The 18,517-nt window shown below is 33.6% G+C and carries 18 protein-coding genes and 1 pseudogene; 13 read left to right on the forward strand and 6 right to left on the reverse strand.

Annotated elements, in window-relative coordinates; genetic code table 11:
- Positions 1-5 precede the first annotated feature (5 nt).
- Together DN393_RS02250 and DN393_RS02255 are read right to left on the reverse strand one after the other, a co-directional pair.
- Positions 6-581 carry a nucleotidyltransferase family protein gene (locus DN393_RS02250; protein WP_098103308.1) on the reverse strand — a complete coding sequence of 192 codons (576 nt, stop codon included), beginning with the start codon at positions 579-581 and terminating at the stop codon, positions 6-8.
- A gap of 31 nt (positions 582-612) precedes the next feature.
- Positions 613-1,410, reverse strand: coding sequence for a lipid II flippase Amj family protein (locus DN393_RS02255; RefSeq protein WP_000028920.1), 798 nt, complete (start codon positions 1,408-1,410; stop codon positions 613-615).
- A gap of 190 nt (positions 1,411-1,600) precedes the next feature.
- Between DN393_RS02255 and DN393_RS02260 the strand changes: the two genes are divergently transcribed.
- The 6 genes from DN393_RS02260 (at position 1,601) to DN393_RS02285 (ending at position 7,011) form a co-directional block, all read left to right on the forward strand.
- Positions 1,601-2,266 (forward strand): HAD family hydrolase, encoded by a 666-nt coding sequence (locus DN393_RS02260; protein ID WP_064477379.1) that lies wholly within the window; start codon positions 1,601-1,603, stop codon positions 2,264-2,266.
- A gap of 206 nt (positions 2,267-2,472) precedes the next feature.
- Positions 2,473-3,912, forward strand: coding sequence for a GntP family permease (locus tag DN393_RS02265; RefSeq protein WP_064477378.1), 1,440 nt, complete (start codon positions 2,473-2,475; stop codon positions 3,910-3,912).
- Positions 3,913-3,964: 52 nt separating this feature from the next.
- Entirely contained in the window at positions 3,965-5,167 is a 1,203-nt protein-coding gene (eutG, locus tag DN393_RS02270; RefSeq protein ID WP_064477377.1) for an alcohol dehydrogenase EutG, read from the forward strand.
- 147 nt (positions 5,168-5,314) lie between these two features.
- Positions 5,315-6,013 carry an aspartate/glutamate racemase family protein gene (locus DN393_RS02275; RefSeq protein ID WP_142315419.1) on the forward strand — a complete coding sequence of 233 codons (699 nt, stop codon included), beginning with the start codon at positions 5,315-5,317 and terminating at the stop codon, positions 6,011-6,013.
- An 87-nt stretch (positions 6,014-6,100) separates the two neighbouring features.
- Positions 6,101-6,574 (forward strand): SAM-dependent methyltransferase, encoded by a 474-nt coding sequence (locus DN393_RS02280; RefSeq protein WP_064477375.1) that lies wholly within the window; start codon positions 6,101-6,103, stop codon positions 6,572-6,574.
- Positions 6,571-7,011, forward strand: coding sequence for a GNAT family N-acetyltransferase (locus DN393_RS02285; RefSeq protein WP_061679521.1), 441 nt, complete (start codon positions 6,571-6,573; stop codon positions 7,009-7,011). Before DN393_RS02280 ends, DN393_RS02285 begins: the two co-directional genes overlap by 4 nt.
- A 57-nt stretch (positions 7,012-7,068) precedes the next feature.
- Here the strand turns inward: DN393_RS02285 and DN393_RS02290 are convergent, their stop codons facing one another.
- Together DN393_RS02290 and DN393_RS02295 are read right to left on the reverse strand one after the other, a co-directional pair.
- Complete coding sequence (locus DN393_RS02290; RefSeq protein WP_149173290.1) at positions 7,069-7,596, reverse strand: HAD-IIIA family hydrolase; 528 nt, start codon at positions 7,594-7,596, stop codon at positions 7,069-7,071.
- 29 nt (positions 7,597-7,625) lie between these two features.
- Positions 7,626-8,057: a GNAT family N-acetyltransferase gene (locus DN393_RS02295; RefSeq protein ID WP_149173291.1), complete on the reverse strand. Its 432-nt coding sequence runs from the start codon at positions 8,055-8,057 to the stop codon at positions 7,626-7,628.
- A 153-nt stretch (positions 8,058-8,210) separates the two neighbouring features.
- Between DN393_RS02295 and DN393_RS02300 the strand changes: the two genes are divergently transcribed.
- The 6 genes and pseudogenes from DN393_RS02300 (at position 8,211) to DN393_RS02325 (ending at position 12,792) form a co-directional block, all read left to right on the forward strand.
- Positions 8,211-8,921, forward strand: coding sequence for an ABC transporter ATP-binding protein (locus tag DN393_RS02300; protein ID WP_000887839.1), 711 nt, complete (start codon positions 8,211-8,213; stop codon positions 8,919-8,921).
- Positions 8,914-10,113, forward strand: a complete 1,200-nt coding sequence (locus DN393_RS02305) for an ABC transporter permease (RefSeq protein ID WP_098103305.1) — start codon at positions 8,914-8,916, stop codon at positions 10,111-10,113. The genes DN393_RS02300 and DN393_RS02305 overlap by 8 nt, the downstream gene beginning before the upstream one ends.
- Before the next feature lie 282 nt (positions 10,114-10,395).
- Positions 10,396-10,983, forward strand: a complete 588-nt coding sequence (locus tag DN393_RS02310; protein ID WP_064477370.1) for a YpjP family protein — start codon at positions 10,396-10,398, stop codon at positions 10,981-10,983.
- Between the two features lie 106 nt (positions 10,984-11,089).
- On the forward strand, positions 11,090-11,725 hold the full coding sequence (locus tag DN393_RS02315) for an HAD family hydrolase (RefSeq protein WP_001174998.1): 636 nt from the start codon (positions 11,090-11,092) through the stop codon (positions 11,723-11,725).
- A gap of 1 nt (position 11,726) precedes the next feature.
- Positions 11,727-11,836, forward strand: a pseudogene (locus DN393_RS32345) (aminoglycoside phosphotransferase); the annotation flags it as partial.
- A 29-nt stretch (positions 11,837-11,865) separates the two neighbouring features.
- Positions 11,866-12,792 (forward strand): aminoglycoside phosphotransferase family protein, encoded by a 927-nt coding sequence (locus tag DN393_RS02325; protein WP_098103303.1) that lies wholly within the window; start codon positions 11,866-11,868, stop codon positions 12,790-12,792.
- Positions 12,793-12,833: 41 nt separating this feature from the next.
- Here the strand turns inward: DN393_RS02325 and DN393_RS02330 are convergent, their stop codons facing one another.
- A complete protein-coding gene (locus DN393_RS02330) occupies positions 12,834-14,117 on the reverse strand; it encodes a S41 family peptidase (RefSeq protein WP_088046796.1) in 1,284 nt (427 codons plus the stop codon).
- Between the two features lie 129 nt (positions 14,118-14,246).
- Positions 14,247-15,704 carry a serine hydrolase gene (locus DN393_RS02335; protein ID WP_098103302.1) on the reverse strand — a complete coding sequence of 486 codons (1,458 nt, stop codon included), beginning with the start codon at positions 15,702-15,704 and terminating at the stop codon, positions 14,247-14,249.
- A gap of 184 nt (positions 15,705-15,888) precedes the next feature.
- On the opposite strand from DN393_RS02335, the gene DN393_RS02340 reads away from it, so the two are divergent.
- On the forward strand, positions 15,889-18,471 hold the full coding sequence (locus tag DN393_RS02340) for an alpha-L-rhamnosidase (RefSeq protein ID WP_149173292.1): 2,583 nt from the start codon (positions 15,889-15,891) through the stop codon (positions 18,469-18,471).
- Positions 18,472-18,517: the final 46 nt, after the last annotated feature.

Genomic DNA, 18,517 nt, shown 5'->3' on the forward strand with positions numbered 1-18,517 from the left:
TTTTCTTACATTTTGGGATAAGTGATTGTAATATTAGGCCATTTGTTTTGCCAGTTCTTTTTACTAACTCTAGTGTTGTACATATGTAATCGTTCTTTTGTTTCAAGAAAATGGTCTGTCGGTCTCACTCGTAAGGAAAGAACATCTTCAATACCGTATGGGGCCGCTAATATGACGTTGTTTTGTTCATCGAGTGTAACCCCTAAAGCCGTTGCAGTTTCAGGGAATTTAGAAATAGCATCAACGGAAGAAGAGTACGGTGGCATATTATTCACTACATGCATACGAGCTTGATTTTTTACCGACCAAGGGATAGTAGCATCAATATTCTTTAATTTCGTTTCTAATGATTGTTCGTATATCTCATCTTTATGTAGACTATTATAATAAATTACATCAACATCAGGCATAGTTGTTCTAGCTTCATAGTTATGTAAAGTATCCCAAATTTTAGAGCGAACAAATCCGGCGCAAATCCACCAATCAGGTAACTCTAGTGATTTTGCCATTTGTAATACGTTCATCATCCATTCGTCGTTTTCTATTAAGCGAATTATATCTTGCTCTGTTTGTATAGTCATTTGTTATCCCACCTACTATTTTTATAGAGGACTAATTCATCAGTTTAATAATCCATGTGATCCAGTAAGCACCTGGTATGAATAATAGTTGTGCTAATAACGTACCAAAAAGTCTAGAAATCATTAGCCAACCATACATTTTACTCATTGCTTCTGCACCTTCTTCTGATTGAAGAGCTCGCTCTGTTAAAAGAGCGATACGTGGATCGAGCAGCACTGTTAATAAAATAGTAGCAAACCCATTAATAAGGCCAGAAGCTGTAGTAGCTTTTGTTGCGTAATCTGGAAGTAAAAAGGAAGCGTATAGGGCTGAAAGAACACCAGCTGTATAAATAGCAGTAGCAAACATGTTAATAAGCATAATACGTTTTGGAATACCACCAATGCGTAGTCTATGAATCATTTCTAATTTTGGGAAGCGTACATATTTTTTTGTGTACTTTAATTTTTGAATGTTATTTGTTCTCATCATTCGAATGAAAGAACCGTCTGTTTCAAAGTTTTGAATGACATATCCAAATAGTTTGGTTAAAGTTGGATACAGTATAATCGCAATCAATGTACCGACAGAGGCGGATAATAGAACGAGCCGTATAATATGTTCTAAATTAATGGATGCGTCTCGTTTTGCCTCATCGACAAACCCACTGATTAAAAAGGCTTGTAGCATGTTAGATGTTCTTGAAATGAGTAACACCATGCCTACGACAGACAAAGCAACAGCAATTCTCTTTAAACGCACTCCAGCTAATCGAATACTATAAGAGCTTGTTTCAACCGCATGAATAACAATTGTGAAAGCCATTATAACAATTAACGTAATTGACATTAGATTCACCAGTTTCTATTAAAATAATTGTAACTTTTTTACTTTATCATATGTATTACATTTTGTAACTGAAAGTATGTGACATAGAAGAAAAAATTTCGAAAAGATAAATAATGATAGTATAGTAAAAGGTGGCCATGAAAAAGCCTTCCATATAATATGTAAAGTAAATAGGAGCGGGGGATTAAATGTGTATACAACATTTCTATTTGATTTAGATGGAACATTGACGGATCCGAAAGAAGGAATTGTAAATTCAGTATTGTATGCATTAAAAAAGCTTGGAATTGAAGAATTACATGTAAATGAGTTAGACTCATTTATCGGTCCGCCCATCCAACAATCATTCGTAGAGAGGTACAATATGAATGAAGGGGAAGTTGAAAGAGCTGTTTTTTATTTCAGAGAGTATGTAAAGCAACGTGGATTGTTAGAAAATAATGTGTACGATGGTATTCGAAATCTTTTAAAACAATTAAAAGATACCGGAAATCGTTTATTTATAGCAACTTCCAAGCCTACTATATTTGCTGAACAAGTACTAGATCATTTTCAACTAACGAATTATTTCGAAAGTATCATTGGAAGTAACTTAGATGGTACGAGAATAAAAAAAGAAGAAATCATTGCTCATATTTTACAAACAAATGAAGATTTTAATAAAGAAGAGATTGTTATGATTGGAGATAGAAAACACGATATAATCGGTGCGAATTATAATGGAATTTCCTCAATAGGCGTTTTATATGGCTATGGTAGTGAAACAGAATTGACTGAAGTTGGTGCGACTTATATAGTAAATGATGTAAAAGAACTACGGCATTTTTGTGCAGAAAATAGTTTGGTAAAGAAGTAAATATAGAGACTAACAATCCCTTTATAACGTATGACGATGAAATCGTTTATGTTTAAAGGGATTTTTCATATGTAATCGAATACTTATAATTAGACATTTTTAGCATGAAAAATTTGTATGAATAAGAGGAGGGATGTCAAAATCAAAAGATTAGTAGAATTATATTTATAAAAGTTTGAATTTTCTGTTTAAACGGAGGGGTATAATTGGAGCTAGTTATTATATTATTAGCACTTAGTTTACTAATGTTTGTAGCATATAGAGGGTTTTCTGTTATTTTATTTGCACCGATTTTTGCTTTATTTGCGGTATTTTTGACAGAACCTAGTTTTGTATTACCTTTCTTTTCGAATATCTTTATGGAGAAAATGGTAGGTTTTATTAAACTATATTTTCCTGTATTTTTACTTGGTGCAATATTTGGTAAAGTAGTAGAAATGTCAGGAATTGCGGACTCGATTGCAAAAACAATTATAGAGTTAGTTGGTGAAAAACGTACGATTTTAGCGATTGTATTAATGGGTGCTATTTTAACGTATAGTGGTGTTAGTGTGTATGTAGTAGTGTTTGCTGTATATCCGTTCGCAGCTAAGTTGTTTCGCCAAGCGAATATTCCAAAGCGTTTAATCCCTGGAACAATTGTTCTTGGAGCAGTTACGTTTACAATGGATGCGCTACCTGGATCACCACAAATTCAAAATGTAATACCTACAACCTTTTTTAAAACGGACATTTATGCTGCGCCGATACTTGGTATTGTAGGGGCAATTTTTGTACTCACGTTAGGTTTACTATATTTAGAGAGTAGACGTAAGAAGGCGAAGGTAGCAGGAGAAGGGTATTTTGGTTTTAACGATGGGAATACTGAAATGGCAGCTTCTTTGCAAGTAGAACAAAAAGATATGCCGATGCTTAAAAGTATTGAAATTACAAGAGTACAGCAAGTGATTGCTTTTATACCACTTATTTTAGTAGGTGTAATGAATAAAGTTTTTACTATTATGATACCGAAGTGGTATCCGAATGGTTTTGATTTTTCTGCAATTGGTATGAGAGCATTTGGAAAAGTAGAATTAAGTGCAGTAGTTGGAATTTGGTCAGTAGAATTAGCACTTATTATAGGTATTGTAACAACGTTATTATTATATTGGAAACGAGTAGTAACAGGATTTCAAGCTGGATTGAATACAAGTATTGGTGGAGCGTTACTTGCAACGATGAATACAGGTGCTGAGTTTGGATTCGGTGGGGTAATTGCAGCACTTCCAGGTTTCGCAATTATGAGAGACGGCATTTCTGCCACATTCACGAATCCTTTAGTGAATGGAGCAGTAACGACGAATATTTTAGCTGGAATTACAGGTTCTGCATCAGGAGGAATGGGAATTGTTTTAAGTGCGATGGGAGATAAGTTTATTGCAGCGGCCAATCAATTTGATATTCCATTAGAAGTAATGCATCGTATCGTGTCAATGGCATCGGGAGGAATGGATACATTACCACATAACGGGGCTATTATTACTATTCTTACAGTCACAGGTTTAACACATAAACAGTCGTATAAAGATATTTTTGCTATTACAATTTTGAAAACGGTTGCTGTATTTTTAGTAATTGCATTCTATACTGCAACAGGAATTTATTAAGTCGGTATTTTATAAACTAAAATATAAATTAGGGTAAGAAGGGGTGGAGTACTTGCAAGATGTTGCTGAGTTTCGTATGCCGAAGTCTGTATTATATGGAAGAAATTCGCTTGAAAAGCTGGGGGAACAATCTAAGAAGTTGGGGAAAAGAGCGTTTATAGTTACGGATACAATTATGGAGGATTTAGGATATGTTGAGAGATGTATACAACAATTAAATACGAAAGGTATAACTGTTATTACATATAATAAAGTAAATGCTGAGCCTACAAATATACACGTGTTAGAAGCGTTAACACTTTGTAAAGAAGGAAAGTGTGATTTTATTATCGGTATTGGTGGTGGAAGTTGTATTGATGCTGCGAAAGCAGTTGCGGTGTTATATACAAATGGTGGAGAAGTGGAAGATTACGTCCAAAAAGATATGGAAATAGAAAACGATCCGCTACCACTAATTGCAATCCCAACAACTTCTGGTACTGGATCGGAAGTAACAAGTGTAGCAGTAATTACGAATAAACGAACAGATGTAAAAATGATGATGAAGCATCCGAGTTTTACCCCACAAGTAGCGATTATTGACCCAATTTTAACGCGTTCGGTACCACCTCATATTACAGCAGCAACAGGGATAGATGCATTATGTCATGCAGTCGAAGCATATATATCTAAAGTTTCACAATCGCTTACCGATGTACTTGCACTTTCCGCTATTGAAAGTATTATGAAATATTTACGTATTGCATATGAAGATAGAGAGAATATGGAGGCAAGAGAAGCGATGATGATTGCTTCCTTACAAGCTGGAATCGCATTTTCAAATGCATCTGTTACGTTAGTTCATGGAATGTCAAGGCCGGTAGGAGCGTTATTTCATGTACCACATGGTATATCGAATGCAATACTATTACCTACAGTTTTAGAATATACAAAAGTTAGTGCAGTAAAAAGACTAGCAGAAATTGGACGTTGTATAAATAAAGATTTGTATTCCTATTGTGATGAAGAAGTAGCCGACTACACGCTGAGGGAAATAAAAAAACTTTGTTTTGATCTTCGTATCCCAAATTTAAAAGAATACGGAATTGGTGAAGTTGAATTTGAAACAGCTATTTCTAAAATGGCATTGGATGCAATTGAAAGTGGAAGTCCAGCAAATAATCCACGTGTGCCATCATATGATGAAATTAAACAGTTGTATCGAGAATGTTTTCATTATCAATATGAAGATTCTATAAAAACATCCAATAATTAATTTCAGAATATTCTTATAAAATTCCCTTGGAAATAGTTAAAACAAGACTTTATATTATAAACGTAAAGTCTTGTTTTATTATGTATAATATACATAATAAAATGTTGTGATTAGTTTTATAAAACAGTATAAGGTGGGTTTGTTGTAATGAAAACAATAGGTTTAATTGGTGGTATGAGTTGGGAATCAACTTCTGAATATTATCGAATCATAAATGAAGAAATAAAAGAGAGATTGGGAGGGTTACATTCAGCAAAATGTATGATTAATAGTGTGGACTTTGAAGAGATTGAGCGATTCCAGTCTAACGGAGATTGGAATGGAGCAGGAGAAATATTAGGAAATGCAGCATATTCGTTACAGAGGGGAGGAGCAGATTTTATAATTATTTGCACAAATACAATGCATAAAGTAGTTGAGAAAATAAAGAAGAATATTCATATTCCAGTCTTACATATCGCTGATGCAACTGTGAAAGAAATTAAAAGGAAAGATATTCAAAAGGTTGGTTTGCTTGGAACTAAATATACAATGGAGCAAGATTTTTATAAGTTACGCATAGAAGAGAATCATATAAAAGTAATGGTTCCATCAGAAAAGGATAGAGATAAAATAAATGAAGTAATATATAAAGAATTGTGTTTAGGAAAGATAACATCCCAATCTAGAGAGTATTATAAAAGAGTTATAGAAGAGCTAGTAAAAGAAGGGGCACAAGGAATCATATTAGGTTGTACAGAAATAGGGTTATTAATAAAACAGGAAGACATATCCATTCCGGTATTCGACACAACTTATATACATGCAGTTGAAGCAGTTAATTTCGCTTTACGAAATAGATCATAATTATATTATGTAATCTAGTTCGTGTTTGTGGAAAACATTCTGAAAATACTTTATAATGTAAGTGGTTACATTTAAGGAGGAATGCGTATGTTTTCAGTTCAACCAATCGCATTTGTACATAATAAAAGAAAGGAAATAAAAGATGATGAGTGGGGAGAAGTAAGATCCTATATTACTTTAACTGAAATATATACAGAGGAAAGTATACAAGGGATTGAAGATTTTTCTCATATTGAAGTTGTTTTTTATTTTCATAAAGTAACTGATGAACAAATTCAATATTTTGCTAGACATCCTAGAAATAATAATGATTATCCTAAAGTAGGCATTTTTGCACAGCGCGGGAAAAATCGTCCGAATCGCATAGGAACCACAATTGTAAAGGTGATCAAAAGAGAAGGTAAATCAATTATTGTTGAGGGATTAGATGCTATTGATGGCACCCCTATATTGGATATAAAGCCGATAATGAAAGAGTTTATGCCGAAAGAAGAAATTGTACAGCCTAAATGGGCAACAGATATAATGAGAGAGTATTGGAAGGGGAATGGAGTAAAATGAGAATATATGAGGCAACAATTGCAGATTTAGATGGACTAGCATCAGTTTTTAATAACTATCGTATGTTTTATAGACAAGATTCCGATTTAGAAGGAGCAAAAGTATTTTTGCGAAATCGAATAGAGAGAAAAGAATCCGTTATTTTTGTAGCAGTTGAAGACGGTGAATATATAGGCTTCACACAATTATATCCATCATTTTCTTCCATTTCGATGAAAGAATTATGGATATTAAATGATTTATTTGTACAAGCCACTAAGCGCGGAGCAGGAACAGGTAAAAAATTACTAGAAGCTGCTAAAGAATTTGCATTAGAAAATGGTGCAAAAGGTGTAAAATTACAAACGGAGATTGATAATTTATCAGCACAGCGATTATATGCTGAAAATGGTTATTTGAGAGATAATCGTTATTTCCATTATGAATTAACGTTTTAAAAAAATATAAGATTAAAAGAGATGCTTTCATTGTGAAAACGTCTCTTTTAATTTGTATTATTGTTGATTTAAAATCCAATTTGTAGCATCTTCAAAGTTTTCTGCAATGTAGTTTGGTTCAATATGTGCCCATTTGTCTCGGTACGTATGTAAAGCATCATATCCAGCGCCTGTTCGAACTAATATCGTTGTCGCATGTACTGTTGCTCCTGCAGCGATATCAGTCCAGCGATCACCAATTACAGCGCATTTTGTTAAATTAAGCCCGTGTTTTTCAGCCGCTTGCAGCAGCATACCTGTACTTGGTTTACGGCATTCACAACCATCACCGTGTTTATGAGGACATACGTATATATCATCAAAACCGAAGCCTTCTAATTCTTGTACAAAATCAGCTACAGTCGCTATCCCATCTGCGATACCTGGTTGATTTGTGAAAGAGAAAATTTTTATATTTTGAGCTTTTAGTTTTTGCAGAGCTGCTTTTGTGAAAGGAAATAATGTAAAAGAGCCTGGATAATGTATTGTAGTGTCACCGCCAATTGTACCGTCACGATCAATAAAAATAGCTTCGATGTTTGTCATAGTTTTAGTCCTTTCCATTTATAAGTAGTTTAAAAATGTTTTACAAATCGATATCCATTTACTTCATATCCTAATTTTTTGTAAAAAGGATGTGCTTCTACTCTTTTTGTTCCACTGACTAGCCATGTGCCGATACAATTATGTGTCTTTGCTAATTGTTCTGCATAATCCATTAATACTTGTCCAATGCCTTTCCGTCGTATTGTAGAATTAACGCTAATAATTGAAATCTCCCCATAACGAGTTATATCTTCTAAATTTTCACGTATACGAAACCCAAGTAATCCACATATGGTTTCTTCTTCCTCATAAACATATAAAAAATCAAAAGGACTCATTTGTACGAATTGCAATCGGTTGTTCATATCTTCATAGGAAATAGAAGAACCTTTTAATTCTTTCGCTAAAGAACAAAGTGCATCTATATCGTCCATTGTAGCTTCGCGAATTTGAAAAGACATATAATCCACTCCAATAAAATGTAATCAAACATTAAATATTCTGTTAAAAAGTATGTATTCCTGCTATGAAAATAAATATTTTATAATGATATATAGATAGTTATATGTTATTCTTTTCCTTGATTTTATTGGAAATGGAAAGAAGGGGAATGTATGTTAGACGTGAATATTCGCTCTGCCGGATATGATATAGGGGAAAAGACAATTCATGATATTGCCTTTTCAATTGAAAAAGGTGAATTAGTTGCACTTATTGGTGCGAATGGTGCTGGGAAGAGTACGACGATTAAAACGATGCTCGGTTTACTTGTAAATATGAATGGTGAAATATCATTTGGTGAAAAGAAAAATCCTTATGCATACGTGCCGGAACACCCGACATATTATGATTATTTGACGCTTTGGGAACATATCGAACTATTAATGGATGCTCGCGAGAACGAAGTAGGAAGCTGGGAAAGAAAAGCAGAAGAGTTATTACATATGTTTCGAATGGATAAACATAAACATGAGTATTTATCAAAGTTTTCAAAAGGTATGAAACAAAAATCGATGCTCATTTTGGCATTTTTAACTGAACCAGATTTTTATATCATTGATGAACCTTTTATCGGTTTAGATCCAGTAGCTACGAAAGAGTTTTTAAGTTATTTATATAAAGAAAAAGAACGTGGCGCAGGTATTTTACTTTGTACGCACGTATTAGACACAGCTGAAAGAATTTGTGAGAGATTTTTACTCATTTCACAAGGTACATTAGTCGCAGATGGAAATCTAGAATCTATCCAAGCGTTAGCAGAAATGCCAGGGAGTTCATTATTAGACTGCTTTGATGTAATAGTAAGGCGTGAACAGCATGATTAAACAACAATTTTATAAAAGATTGCGCCATGAACTGGGGCGTAAATGGAAGTCCATACGTTCTATAACGGATTGGACGGTTGCACTATATATTATTATTCCTGCACTTATATTTATAGGGATTTATTATCGTTCACTATGGATGGAAGAATTATCGATGGGAGAGACAGTTTATTTCGGATTAGGTTTACTCGCATTTTATGTGATTACATATTCTAGAGGAGTTCGCTCATTTTTTGAACAAGCGGATAGTTTATTTTTAATTTCTTATCCCGCTCACATGCAAAAGTTAATCCAGTATGGCATGACATATACGTTAATTCGAATAGCGATAACGAATGTAGTGGTAGTAGTTGCTATGTTACCAGTGTTGATGAAAAGTATTGGAGTGGCGCAGGTACAAATCATATTATTTTGGCTATTTTTTACTGCATTTCGATTTATGTTGTCGTTGTTAACGAGATTTATTCATATACGTGTGGGGAAACGATGGCTACTATGGATTGTAAAAAATGTGATATTTTCTATAAGTCTATCCTTTTTTGGATTGAGTCTGTTTCTTATTTATAAAAATTCCTTTTATTCTATACTATGTATCGGTCTAGCAGTTTTATTAATTATCGTATTGATAAAAGAAAAACTAAATTATAAAAATTGCTTTTTTAAAGAAGTTGAGAAAGAGAAAGAAGAAAGTATGCGCTGGACGAGTGGGATTATGCAAGTTGGTGGTCATGCGGCTAAACCGAGTAGTTCGAATAAAAAGCCGTGGATGTTTCCATGTTCTAAAAAGTTTTTAGGGAAGAAAAAAGATTCTCGTATTGTTGAATCCTTTTTAAAAGAATTTTTCCGTACAAGTAGTGCACGAATATTTTATATTCAAATTGTATGTATAAGTACTGTAAGTATTATCATGAGTCCGAGGTGGATTGTAGCTATTATTCTTGTATTTTCTTTAGTTGCAATTTCTCGTTATGCGCGCGATTATTGGAATGAATTTACGAAAAAAATGTTTCTTCATTTATATTGTGATGAAGGAAAATTACTACTGTTAAGATGGAAGGCAGATCGCTATTTATTACTTCCAGTACTGCTTTTGTATGGAATAGTTATACTTTCTCATTTTTATTTATTACCTGCTGTAATTGCCGGGATTATTTTTATAGTATGGATTGGTTGGATTGTATTTTTACCATAGAAAAAGAGCCGGAAAATGGCTCTTTTTTTAATCTGTTACACATTGATAAAGGAAATATACTAAAACGAGTATGCTTGCGGCGGAATACATGACATCTAAAGTCATCTGATTGCCTCCTCATTGTTGTTGTACTTATATTGTATGAAATCTTACAATTTCATATTCAAGTGAAAAATATGTGAACGTTAACAAAATTGTAAAGTGCAAAAATTACAATCATTTTGTATAATAGAAGAAACAACCGTTATATAAAATATAATGAGTGAAAGGGAGGGAACATAAATGCCAAATTGGTTTAGAAAAACCTTAGTCGCATTAATTACCGTATTTACATTTGGTTTAGTGACGCCTCCTTCCATATTGCTTGATAATGCCAAAGCTGCGGACAAGCCTACGAGTACAGCTGGGCAACAAAATTTGGAGAGTACGTCCTATACATATGAAGAAACGAATGACAGGTTAACCACCGATACTTTTATTACTTATGCAATGCTAGAAGCAGAGAAGCAGTCGATGCAAAAGTTTGGCACTAAAATTGGTCCAGTAATTGAAGATGAGTTTAAAGATGTAATATTACCGAAAATTGAAGAGGCAATTGCTCAGCTTGCCAATGATGTACCAGAAGATTCGCTGCAATCATTAGCGATTTCTCAAAGGCCAGCTGGCGGAAATAATGAAAAGATTTTTCATGTGTATGACACGAAATCAGGAAATGACTTATTGCGATTTCATGTAAGAAGAGATCATCCACCGCAAGATGGTTACTATTTTAATTTCCACTATCATCGATTTGATGATGGGTACTCAGGACACCATGAGTTAGGAAATATTTATTGGAATACGAATGTACCGCCAAAATGGCTTTCTTAAAAAGAACAAGAGAAAATCTTGTTCTTTTTTATGCTTATAGAAGGGTAAGACAACTATATTGTTGAATAAAATAGGTTTAGGAAAAAAGAAGTAAGGGAGTATGGGAATGCAAAAATATATTGTTTTTGACTTTGATGGCACATTAGTAGATTCACAAAATATATTTGTACCAATTTATAACCAGCTTGCTGAAAAGCATGGATATAAAACCGTAAGGGAAGAAGAAATTGAGTATTTACGTAAATTAACGATGCCGGAGAGATGTAAACAACTCGATGTACCACTGTATAAACTACCGATATTAGCATTAGAGTTTTATAAATTGTATCAACCTGCTATAAAAGATCTCATTTTGTTCCATGGGATGAAGGATGTATTAGATGAACTACATAAGAAAGGCTACGGAATTGCAGTCATATCATCGAACTCAGAAGAGCATATTCGAGCATTTTTACACAATAATGATATAGAAAATATTCAAGAAGTGTATTGTTCAAAAAATTTGTTCGGAAAAGATAAAATGATAAAACGGTTTTTAAAATCCAAAAAGATAACAGAGAAAGATATGTTATATGTTGGTGACGAACAGCGAGACGTAGCAGCATGTAAAAAGGCTGGGGTAAATGTAATTTGGGTATCTTGGGGATATGATGTCATTGAAACAGTGAAAAAAGATGCACCAGATTATATGGTCAATACACCGATGGAAATTGTACAAGTAGTACAAGGGGCGTATTCTTAATATGAATACACTTCGAGCAGGTATTCATCATATTGAATTTTGGGTAGCAAATTAGAGGAGCCCATTTCTTTTTACGATCCGAATGGTTTTATAATAGAAGTAGCGTATACACCAAATGTAGAAATGTAAGGGGAGTATATATGAAGACAATTACAGCATGGCAAAACAATATACAAATAGTAAAGGATGCAGTTAATATTGAAGAAATCTCCAAAGGTTTCTCACCAGATAAGAAATATATAATTACGTGTGCGAATAACGAAAAATATTTATTGCGGACAGGCGATATGAAAGAGTATGAAAGAAAGAAAATAGAGTTTCAAATTTTAAATGAAATGCAAAACCGTAGTGTGCAAGCACAAAAACCAATTGAAATGGGTTTGTTGGCAGAAAAAGGTTTATGCTATGGCATTTTTTCATATTTAGAAGGGGAAGATGCGAAGAAGCTATTGCCTACGTATTCACCAAAAGAACAATATGAAATTGGTATAGAGGCAGGAAAAGATTTAGCAAAAATGCATACATATGAAGCTCCTAAGGATATCCTTCCATGGTATGAAAGAGCAATGAAAAAACATCGAAAATATGTAGAGGCATATAAAACATGTGGAATAAAAATAAAAAAAGATGATAAAATCATTAAGTTTATAGATGAAAATGAAATATATTTACAAAGCCGCCCAAATCGATTTCAACACGATGATTTTCATTTAGAAAATATAATTGTACGTGATGCGAAATATGTAGGTGTTGTTGATTTTAATGGCTACGATTGGGGCGACCCACTTCATGATTTCGTAAAAATTGCACTATTTGCAAGGGACATTAGTATTCCGTATTCAATCGGACAAATAGAAGGATACTTTAACGGGAGAATACCAGAGGAGTTTTGGAAATTATATGCGGTTTACGTTGGCATGACGGTTTTCTCTTCAGTTGTCTGGAGTTTACGAGCAGCACCGCACATGTTAGATGATACGTTAGAGCGTCTTACTATAGTTTTAGAAGATCATAAAGACTTTGAGTCATTAAAGCCAATTTGGTTTCAACCAGAAAAATTAATATGAAATAGAAAAGGTAGGTGTGATTCACATCTACCTTTATTTTTTTACCATTCTTCGTTTTGAAGCAGTTGTAATGCTAATTTTAAATCAACATCTTCTTGTAGATGTTCCGGAGTCCACGGGATATGTATATGCGGCTGTATACCAATTCCGGACATTCCTTCGCCTTTATCTATAATAGAGAGCCGTGAAGTAGGGTAGTAAAGTGCAAATGTATCAGCCCATTCCATTACCGCTAAATTAGAATAATCATTTAAACCAGCAGTAGGACGACCAATTACTTTTACTTTCAATGATTTTTTTGCTACTTCTACAAAAGAATCACCAGAACTTCCACATGTAACATCTGTTAATATAACTACTCTACAAGGTGATTTTCGTCCGTGTATTTTTAATGATTGAAGTTCTTTTGGTAACTCAGAAGTATCAAATGTAACGAATCCTTTTTTATAATTCTTTTTTAAATTTTGAATAAATATATCTGTGAATATTTTGGAAAGTTCGTCTAAAGAATCATAATCTTCCATTTCGATGTCTTTCATGCGTAAATGAAAGTTTCGTTCTGTATGATTTAATTGCATTGTATCTGAAGAATCTAAAAGGGAAATCTCTTTGTCTTCGAATAAGTAAGGAAGTAATTTAAAAAATGCATCATCACTCCCGCCACGATTCAATCGCACATCTATTATTAAGTTCGGAAAAGTATTAAGCTCATCTTTATGTAAGTCTAATAATTTATTAATAGCATCAGTATTTGCGAAATCCGTCAAAGTAATTAAGAGTGTATCTTTATTCTGCTGTTTAAATGAATAAATAGGCGTATATTCGCTTTGTTTATACTTTTGTAAAGTAATGGTTTCGGTTACGCCATTTTCATCTATAAGTGTACAATTTGATGATTTTAATAAAACATAATCCCATTTTTCACGTTCATATGTATTCTCATTTAAATACTTCTTATATTTTATTAATAACTCTGGAATTTTCATATTATCTAATGCTAGAATAGTCTGTCCTTTTTTCACTCTTATTTCTTGTGAATTGGATGTAATATATAGGCGGTCTTCGTATCTTTTCACCTGGAAGCCAACACTGTTAAGAGGTTGATTTTTAGAGTGCATTTTGAAAAACATATGATTATCTTTAAAGTCTAGTAAGTAATCACGTACAATTTCAGTAAATTGTACTGGTGTTAGTTCTCCTTGTCTCTCTAGTTTTTCAACTGTCTGTAAATAAGTAGCAGGATCGTCCCATCCTTCCTTATCTATACAACCTGAATAATCGTGATGAGTAATCGAAACAATTTCTTTGGAAATTTCTGTGTACACAGCTTTTCCTCCTGGTAATTTAATTAGTTGAATAATAGAATTCTGTATCCTTTACGTATTATCCTTTTTTTCGGATGGATAATTTAAAGGGAAATAGAGGGAAGTGTTATCTTCCCTCTATTAAAATATTTATTTAATTTTCTTAAATGCAAGCGGCTGCGTGCTTAACATAGTTGGTACATGTAACTGAAGGGATGGGAATTCACCACTAACACTCATTTCATAAGCCAATAATAAACTCATTTTCATTTGGAATAAGTCAACTTTTGCAGAGAAGATGTCGTAATGATGATGCGCTAATTGAATGTCCATCTCCATAAATTTTACAAATAATGAATCATCTCGTTTGTATACTTGTAATGTTCCATATGCAGGATGCTCGAAAGTACCGGTATAATCTTCTAACTTGTGAGAAGGTGTAGTCCCTTTAATTTGTTCAGGAATGGATTCAGTTGCTTCTTTCATCATTTCCTTCATTTTTTCAGTATCTTCTACAGCACGTTTATGCCAATCAATGGATTCTAATTCAAGTAGTTCGTCATAAATTTGATTAGCGAGATAAGTAGGTAGTAATGTACCTCCAGCATTCGTTAAAATGACAAGGCCTATGTTTTCTGTTGGTATGAATGAAACAAGCGCTGAAAATCCATCAATATTACCACCATGATGAATCACCTTATTACCACGATAAGCGCTAATAAACCAACCAAGGCCGTAACTATTTAATGGAGATTCAGGTAGTGATAAAACCGGTTGATCTGGAATTGAATTGTGCGGTGTATACATTTGTTGTAATAATTCAGGAGAAATTAATTCATGCTCTCCAAATTTCCCTTGTTTTAAGTGAAGAAGGACCCAATTGGCCATATCTTCAATTGTAGAATTAATACAACCAGCAGCGCCAACCGTATCAATATTGCGGAATGGAACTTCTTTTATTTCACCTTCATTTTCAATGTAAGGTAAAGCATAATCATCTGTAGTTTGTGAATCTGTAACAGAGAAATTTGTATGTCTCATATTTAAAGGTTCTAAAATATGTTCTGTAGCGTATTGCTCCCACGTTTGATTTGTAATGTTTTCAACAATGTAGCTAATTGTTGCATACATTAAGTTGTTATAAAGAAATGCTGTGCGGAACGGTGCATCAAGTTGTAAATGTTTTATTTTTTCAACGAGATCTTTTCGAGATAAGGAAGAGCTGTACCAAAGAGCCTCATGACGGCTTACACCAGTTCGATGAGAAGCTAAATCTCGTCCGGTAACTTGTGAGCTAGCAAGTAGTTCAGATAAAGAGAAGTTAGGTATATAAGACTGGACAGGAGTATCCCAATTAAACTTATTTTGTTGTGCTAACAAGCTTAATGAAAGTGTACCAAAAGCTTTCGTTGAGGAACCGATTGCGAACCGAGTATTCGGTGTAACAGTGTCTTTTGTCCCTAAATTTCGATAGCCAAATCCTTCTGAAATAATAACTTCACCGTCTTTTATAACAGCTACAGCAGCTCCAGGAACATTTAAATCCTTCATCATTTTTTCAACCGTTGTTTGTAAAGAAGTCATAACAGGAGTTTCAATTTTAGACATACTTCTAACCTCCAAATATAAATTTTGTTCTACCGCACTATACTTTCGGTAATAGAAAATGAAAACCTTTATAAATTTGGAAAGTTAATAATTTTGTAAGAATGAATGAAATTATTATTTGTTTAGAATTTTATTTTTATTATAATTAATTTAAATTAAGATATAGAAAAGATGGTGAAGAAGTGTGCTAACAATAAAGGGAGTGCTTTGCGATAATAAAAAAAATCCGATAGGTATAGATTCAAAAGTTGTTAAAATGAGTTGGCTGCTTGAGTCGAGTAACCGAAATGTAAAACAACTTGCTTATCAATTGCAGGTTGCGAAGGATATAGACTTTGAAATTATCATGTTTGATTCGCAAAAAGTAGAAACAGATCAAAGTTTACATATACCAATCAATTCATTTTCATACAGAGCGGAAACGCGTTATTTTTACCGGGTAAAGGTATGGGATAATTACGGAGAAGAATCATCTTGGTCAGAAGTAGCATTTTGGGAGACTGGATTACAAGGGCAAGATAACTGGAGCGGGAACTGGATTGCTGCGAAAAAAGAACGAACGCAAGTTATGTCCTTTAATAAAAATTTTACTATTAAAAAAGTAGTTAAAAAAGCGCGTTTATATATCACAAGTTTAGGATTATACGAGGCTTCTATAAATGGAGAGCGCATTGGAGATTGTTATTTTACCCCTGGATGGACAAGTTATGATAAGAGAGTACTGTATCAAACGTATGATATAACGCATTTATTAAAGGGTGAGCAGAATACTATTTCGGTTCTGGTAGGTAATGGCTGGTATAAGGGACCACTTACCATGCATCATGTACGTAATTATTACGGTAGAAGACGTGTGATAATTGCTCAAGTACATATAACGTATGAAGATGGAACGAAAGAAAAAATTGTAACAGACGAAACATGGAAGGTAACACCAAGCCCAATTTTGTATTCAGAAATTTATGAAGGGGAGGTTTACGACGCTAGGCTAGAAGAAAGTGGGCAAAGGCTAGAAGATGTTGAAGTAATTGAGCATTCCAAACAAATACTTGTTGCGCAAGAAAACGAAGCAATTCGTAAAATGAAAATTATAAAACCGATTTCTATTTCAAAACTACCGAATCACGAATGGCTCATTGATATGGGGCAAAATATGGTAGGTTGGGTTCAATTTACAGTCCGTCATGTTTATATTGGCCAAAAGATAGAATTGCATCATGCTGAAATATTGAATAAAGACGGTAGTTTTTACACCGGAAATCTCCGAAAGGCAAAACAAAAAATAGTGTATATAGCAAAAGGAGAAGAAGAGGAAACGTTTGAACCTCATTTTACATATCAAGGCTTTAGGTATGTGAAAATAAGTGGATTAACCCAGCCACCTCAAATAACAGATTTTGAAGGGATTGTATTACATACGGATATGGAAAAAGCGACTGAATTTGAAACGTCTAATCCATTAATCAATCAACTTCATCATAATGTGGAATGGTCTCAAAGAGGGAACTTTTTTGATGTGCCAACAGATTGTCCGCAGCGAGATGATCGACTTGGATGGACCGGAGATGCACAAATGTTCATTGGGACAGCTACGCAAATTATGAATGTACAATTGTTCTTTAAAAAGTGGCTCCAAGATTTATCATTAGATCAAAATGTTAATGGAGCTGTGCCTTTAGTTATTCCAGATGCTTTTGGGAAAAGAGCGGATTTTGATTTACATACTTCTGGTGGTTGGGGCGATGCAGCAATTATATGCCCGTGGGTTCATTATTTACATTACGGAGATGTATCGATTTTAAAAGAACAATATAACAGTATGAAGAAGTATATAGATTACATACGTTCACAAGGTGAGAACGAGTATTTATGGGATACAGGCTATCATTTAGGAGATTGGCTTGCATTAGATACGAAACCAGATGTATATGAAGGCGGAACAGACAAGCATTTTATTGCGACAGCTTATTATGCGTATTCTACATCGCTTTTACGAAGAATTGCTGAGATTTTAGATGAAACTACAGATGCTAAGTTTTATGCAGAGTTACATGGAAATATTGTTCAAGCGTTTCAAAATGAATTCGTTACACCGAATGGAAGGTTAATTTCAAATACCCAAACAGCCCACATATTAGTACTTCTTTTTGAACTAGTGAAAGATGATGTGAAGGAGAAAGTATTTAATCGCTTAATTGAGCTATTAAAAGAAAATAAAAATCATTTAACAACAGTTTTTTTAGGAACACCGTATTTGAATTTAATATTAAGCAAGTTTAACAGGCATGACCTTGCTTGTAAGCTTCTATTTTATGAAGATTATCCATCATGGTTATACCAAGTGAAAAAAGGTGCCACAACGATTTGGGAACATTGGGATGGCGTGAAAGAGGATGGAACACTTTGGAATGATAGTATGAATTCTTATAATCATTACGCATATGGCTCTATCGTTGAATGGATATACCGATATATTATTGGATTAGAAATGGATGAGACAAAACCTGCATATAAACATTTTTATGTACAACCACATTTTGATTCGAATTTAGAATGGATTAGAGTAAAACGTGAGACAGCTTATGGAGAAATTAAGATTGAGTGGCGTGTAGAAAATGAACAAGCCTTTCTCAAGATTTCTGTACCACCAAATACAAGCACTACATTGCGGATAGACGAAACGAATTGGAAAGCAGAACATAACATTGAAAAGGATTTAGGATCAGGCGATTATAAATTTACCTTTTGTAAAAATATAAAGGGGTAGAATTCTGTTAATATAGAAATATTTTTTATTGATTAGGATGATTAAA

The organism is Bacillus sp. BPN334, assembly GCF_008368885.1.
GTDB classification, from domain to species: Bacteria; Bacillota; Bacilli; order Bacillales; family Bacillaceae_G; genus Bacillus_A; species Bacillus_A wiedmannii.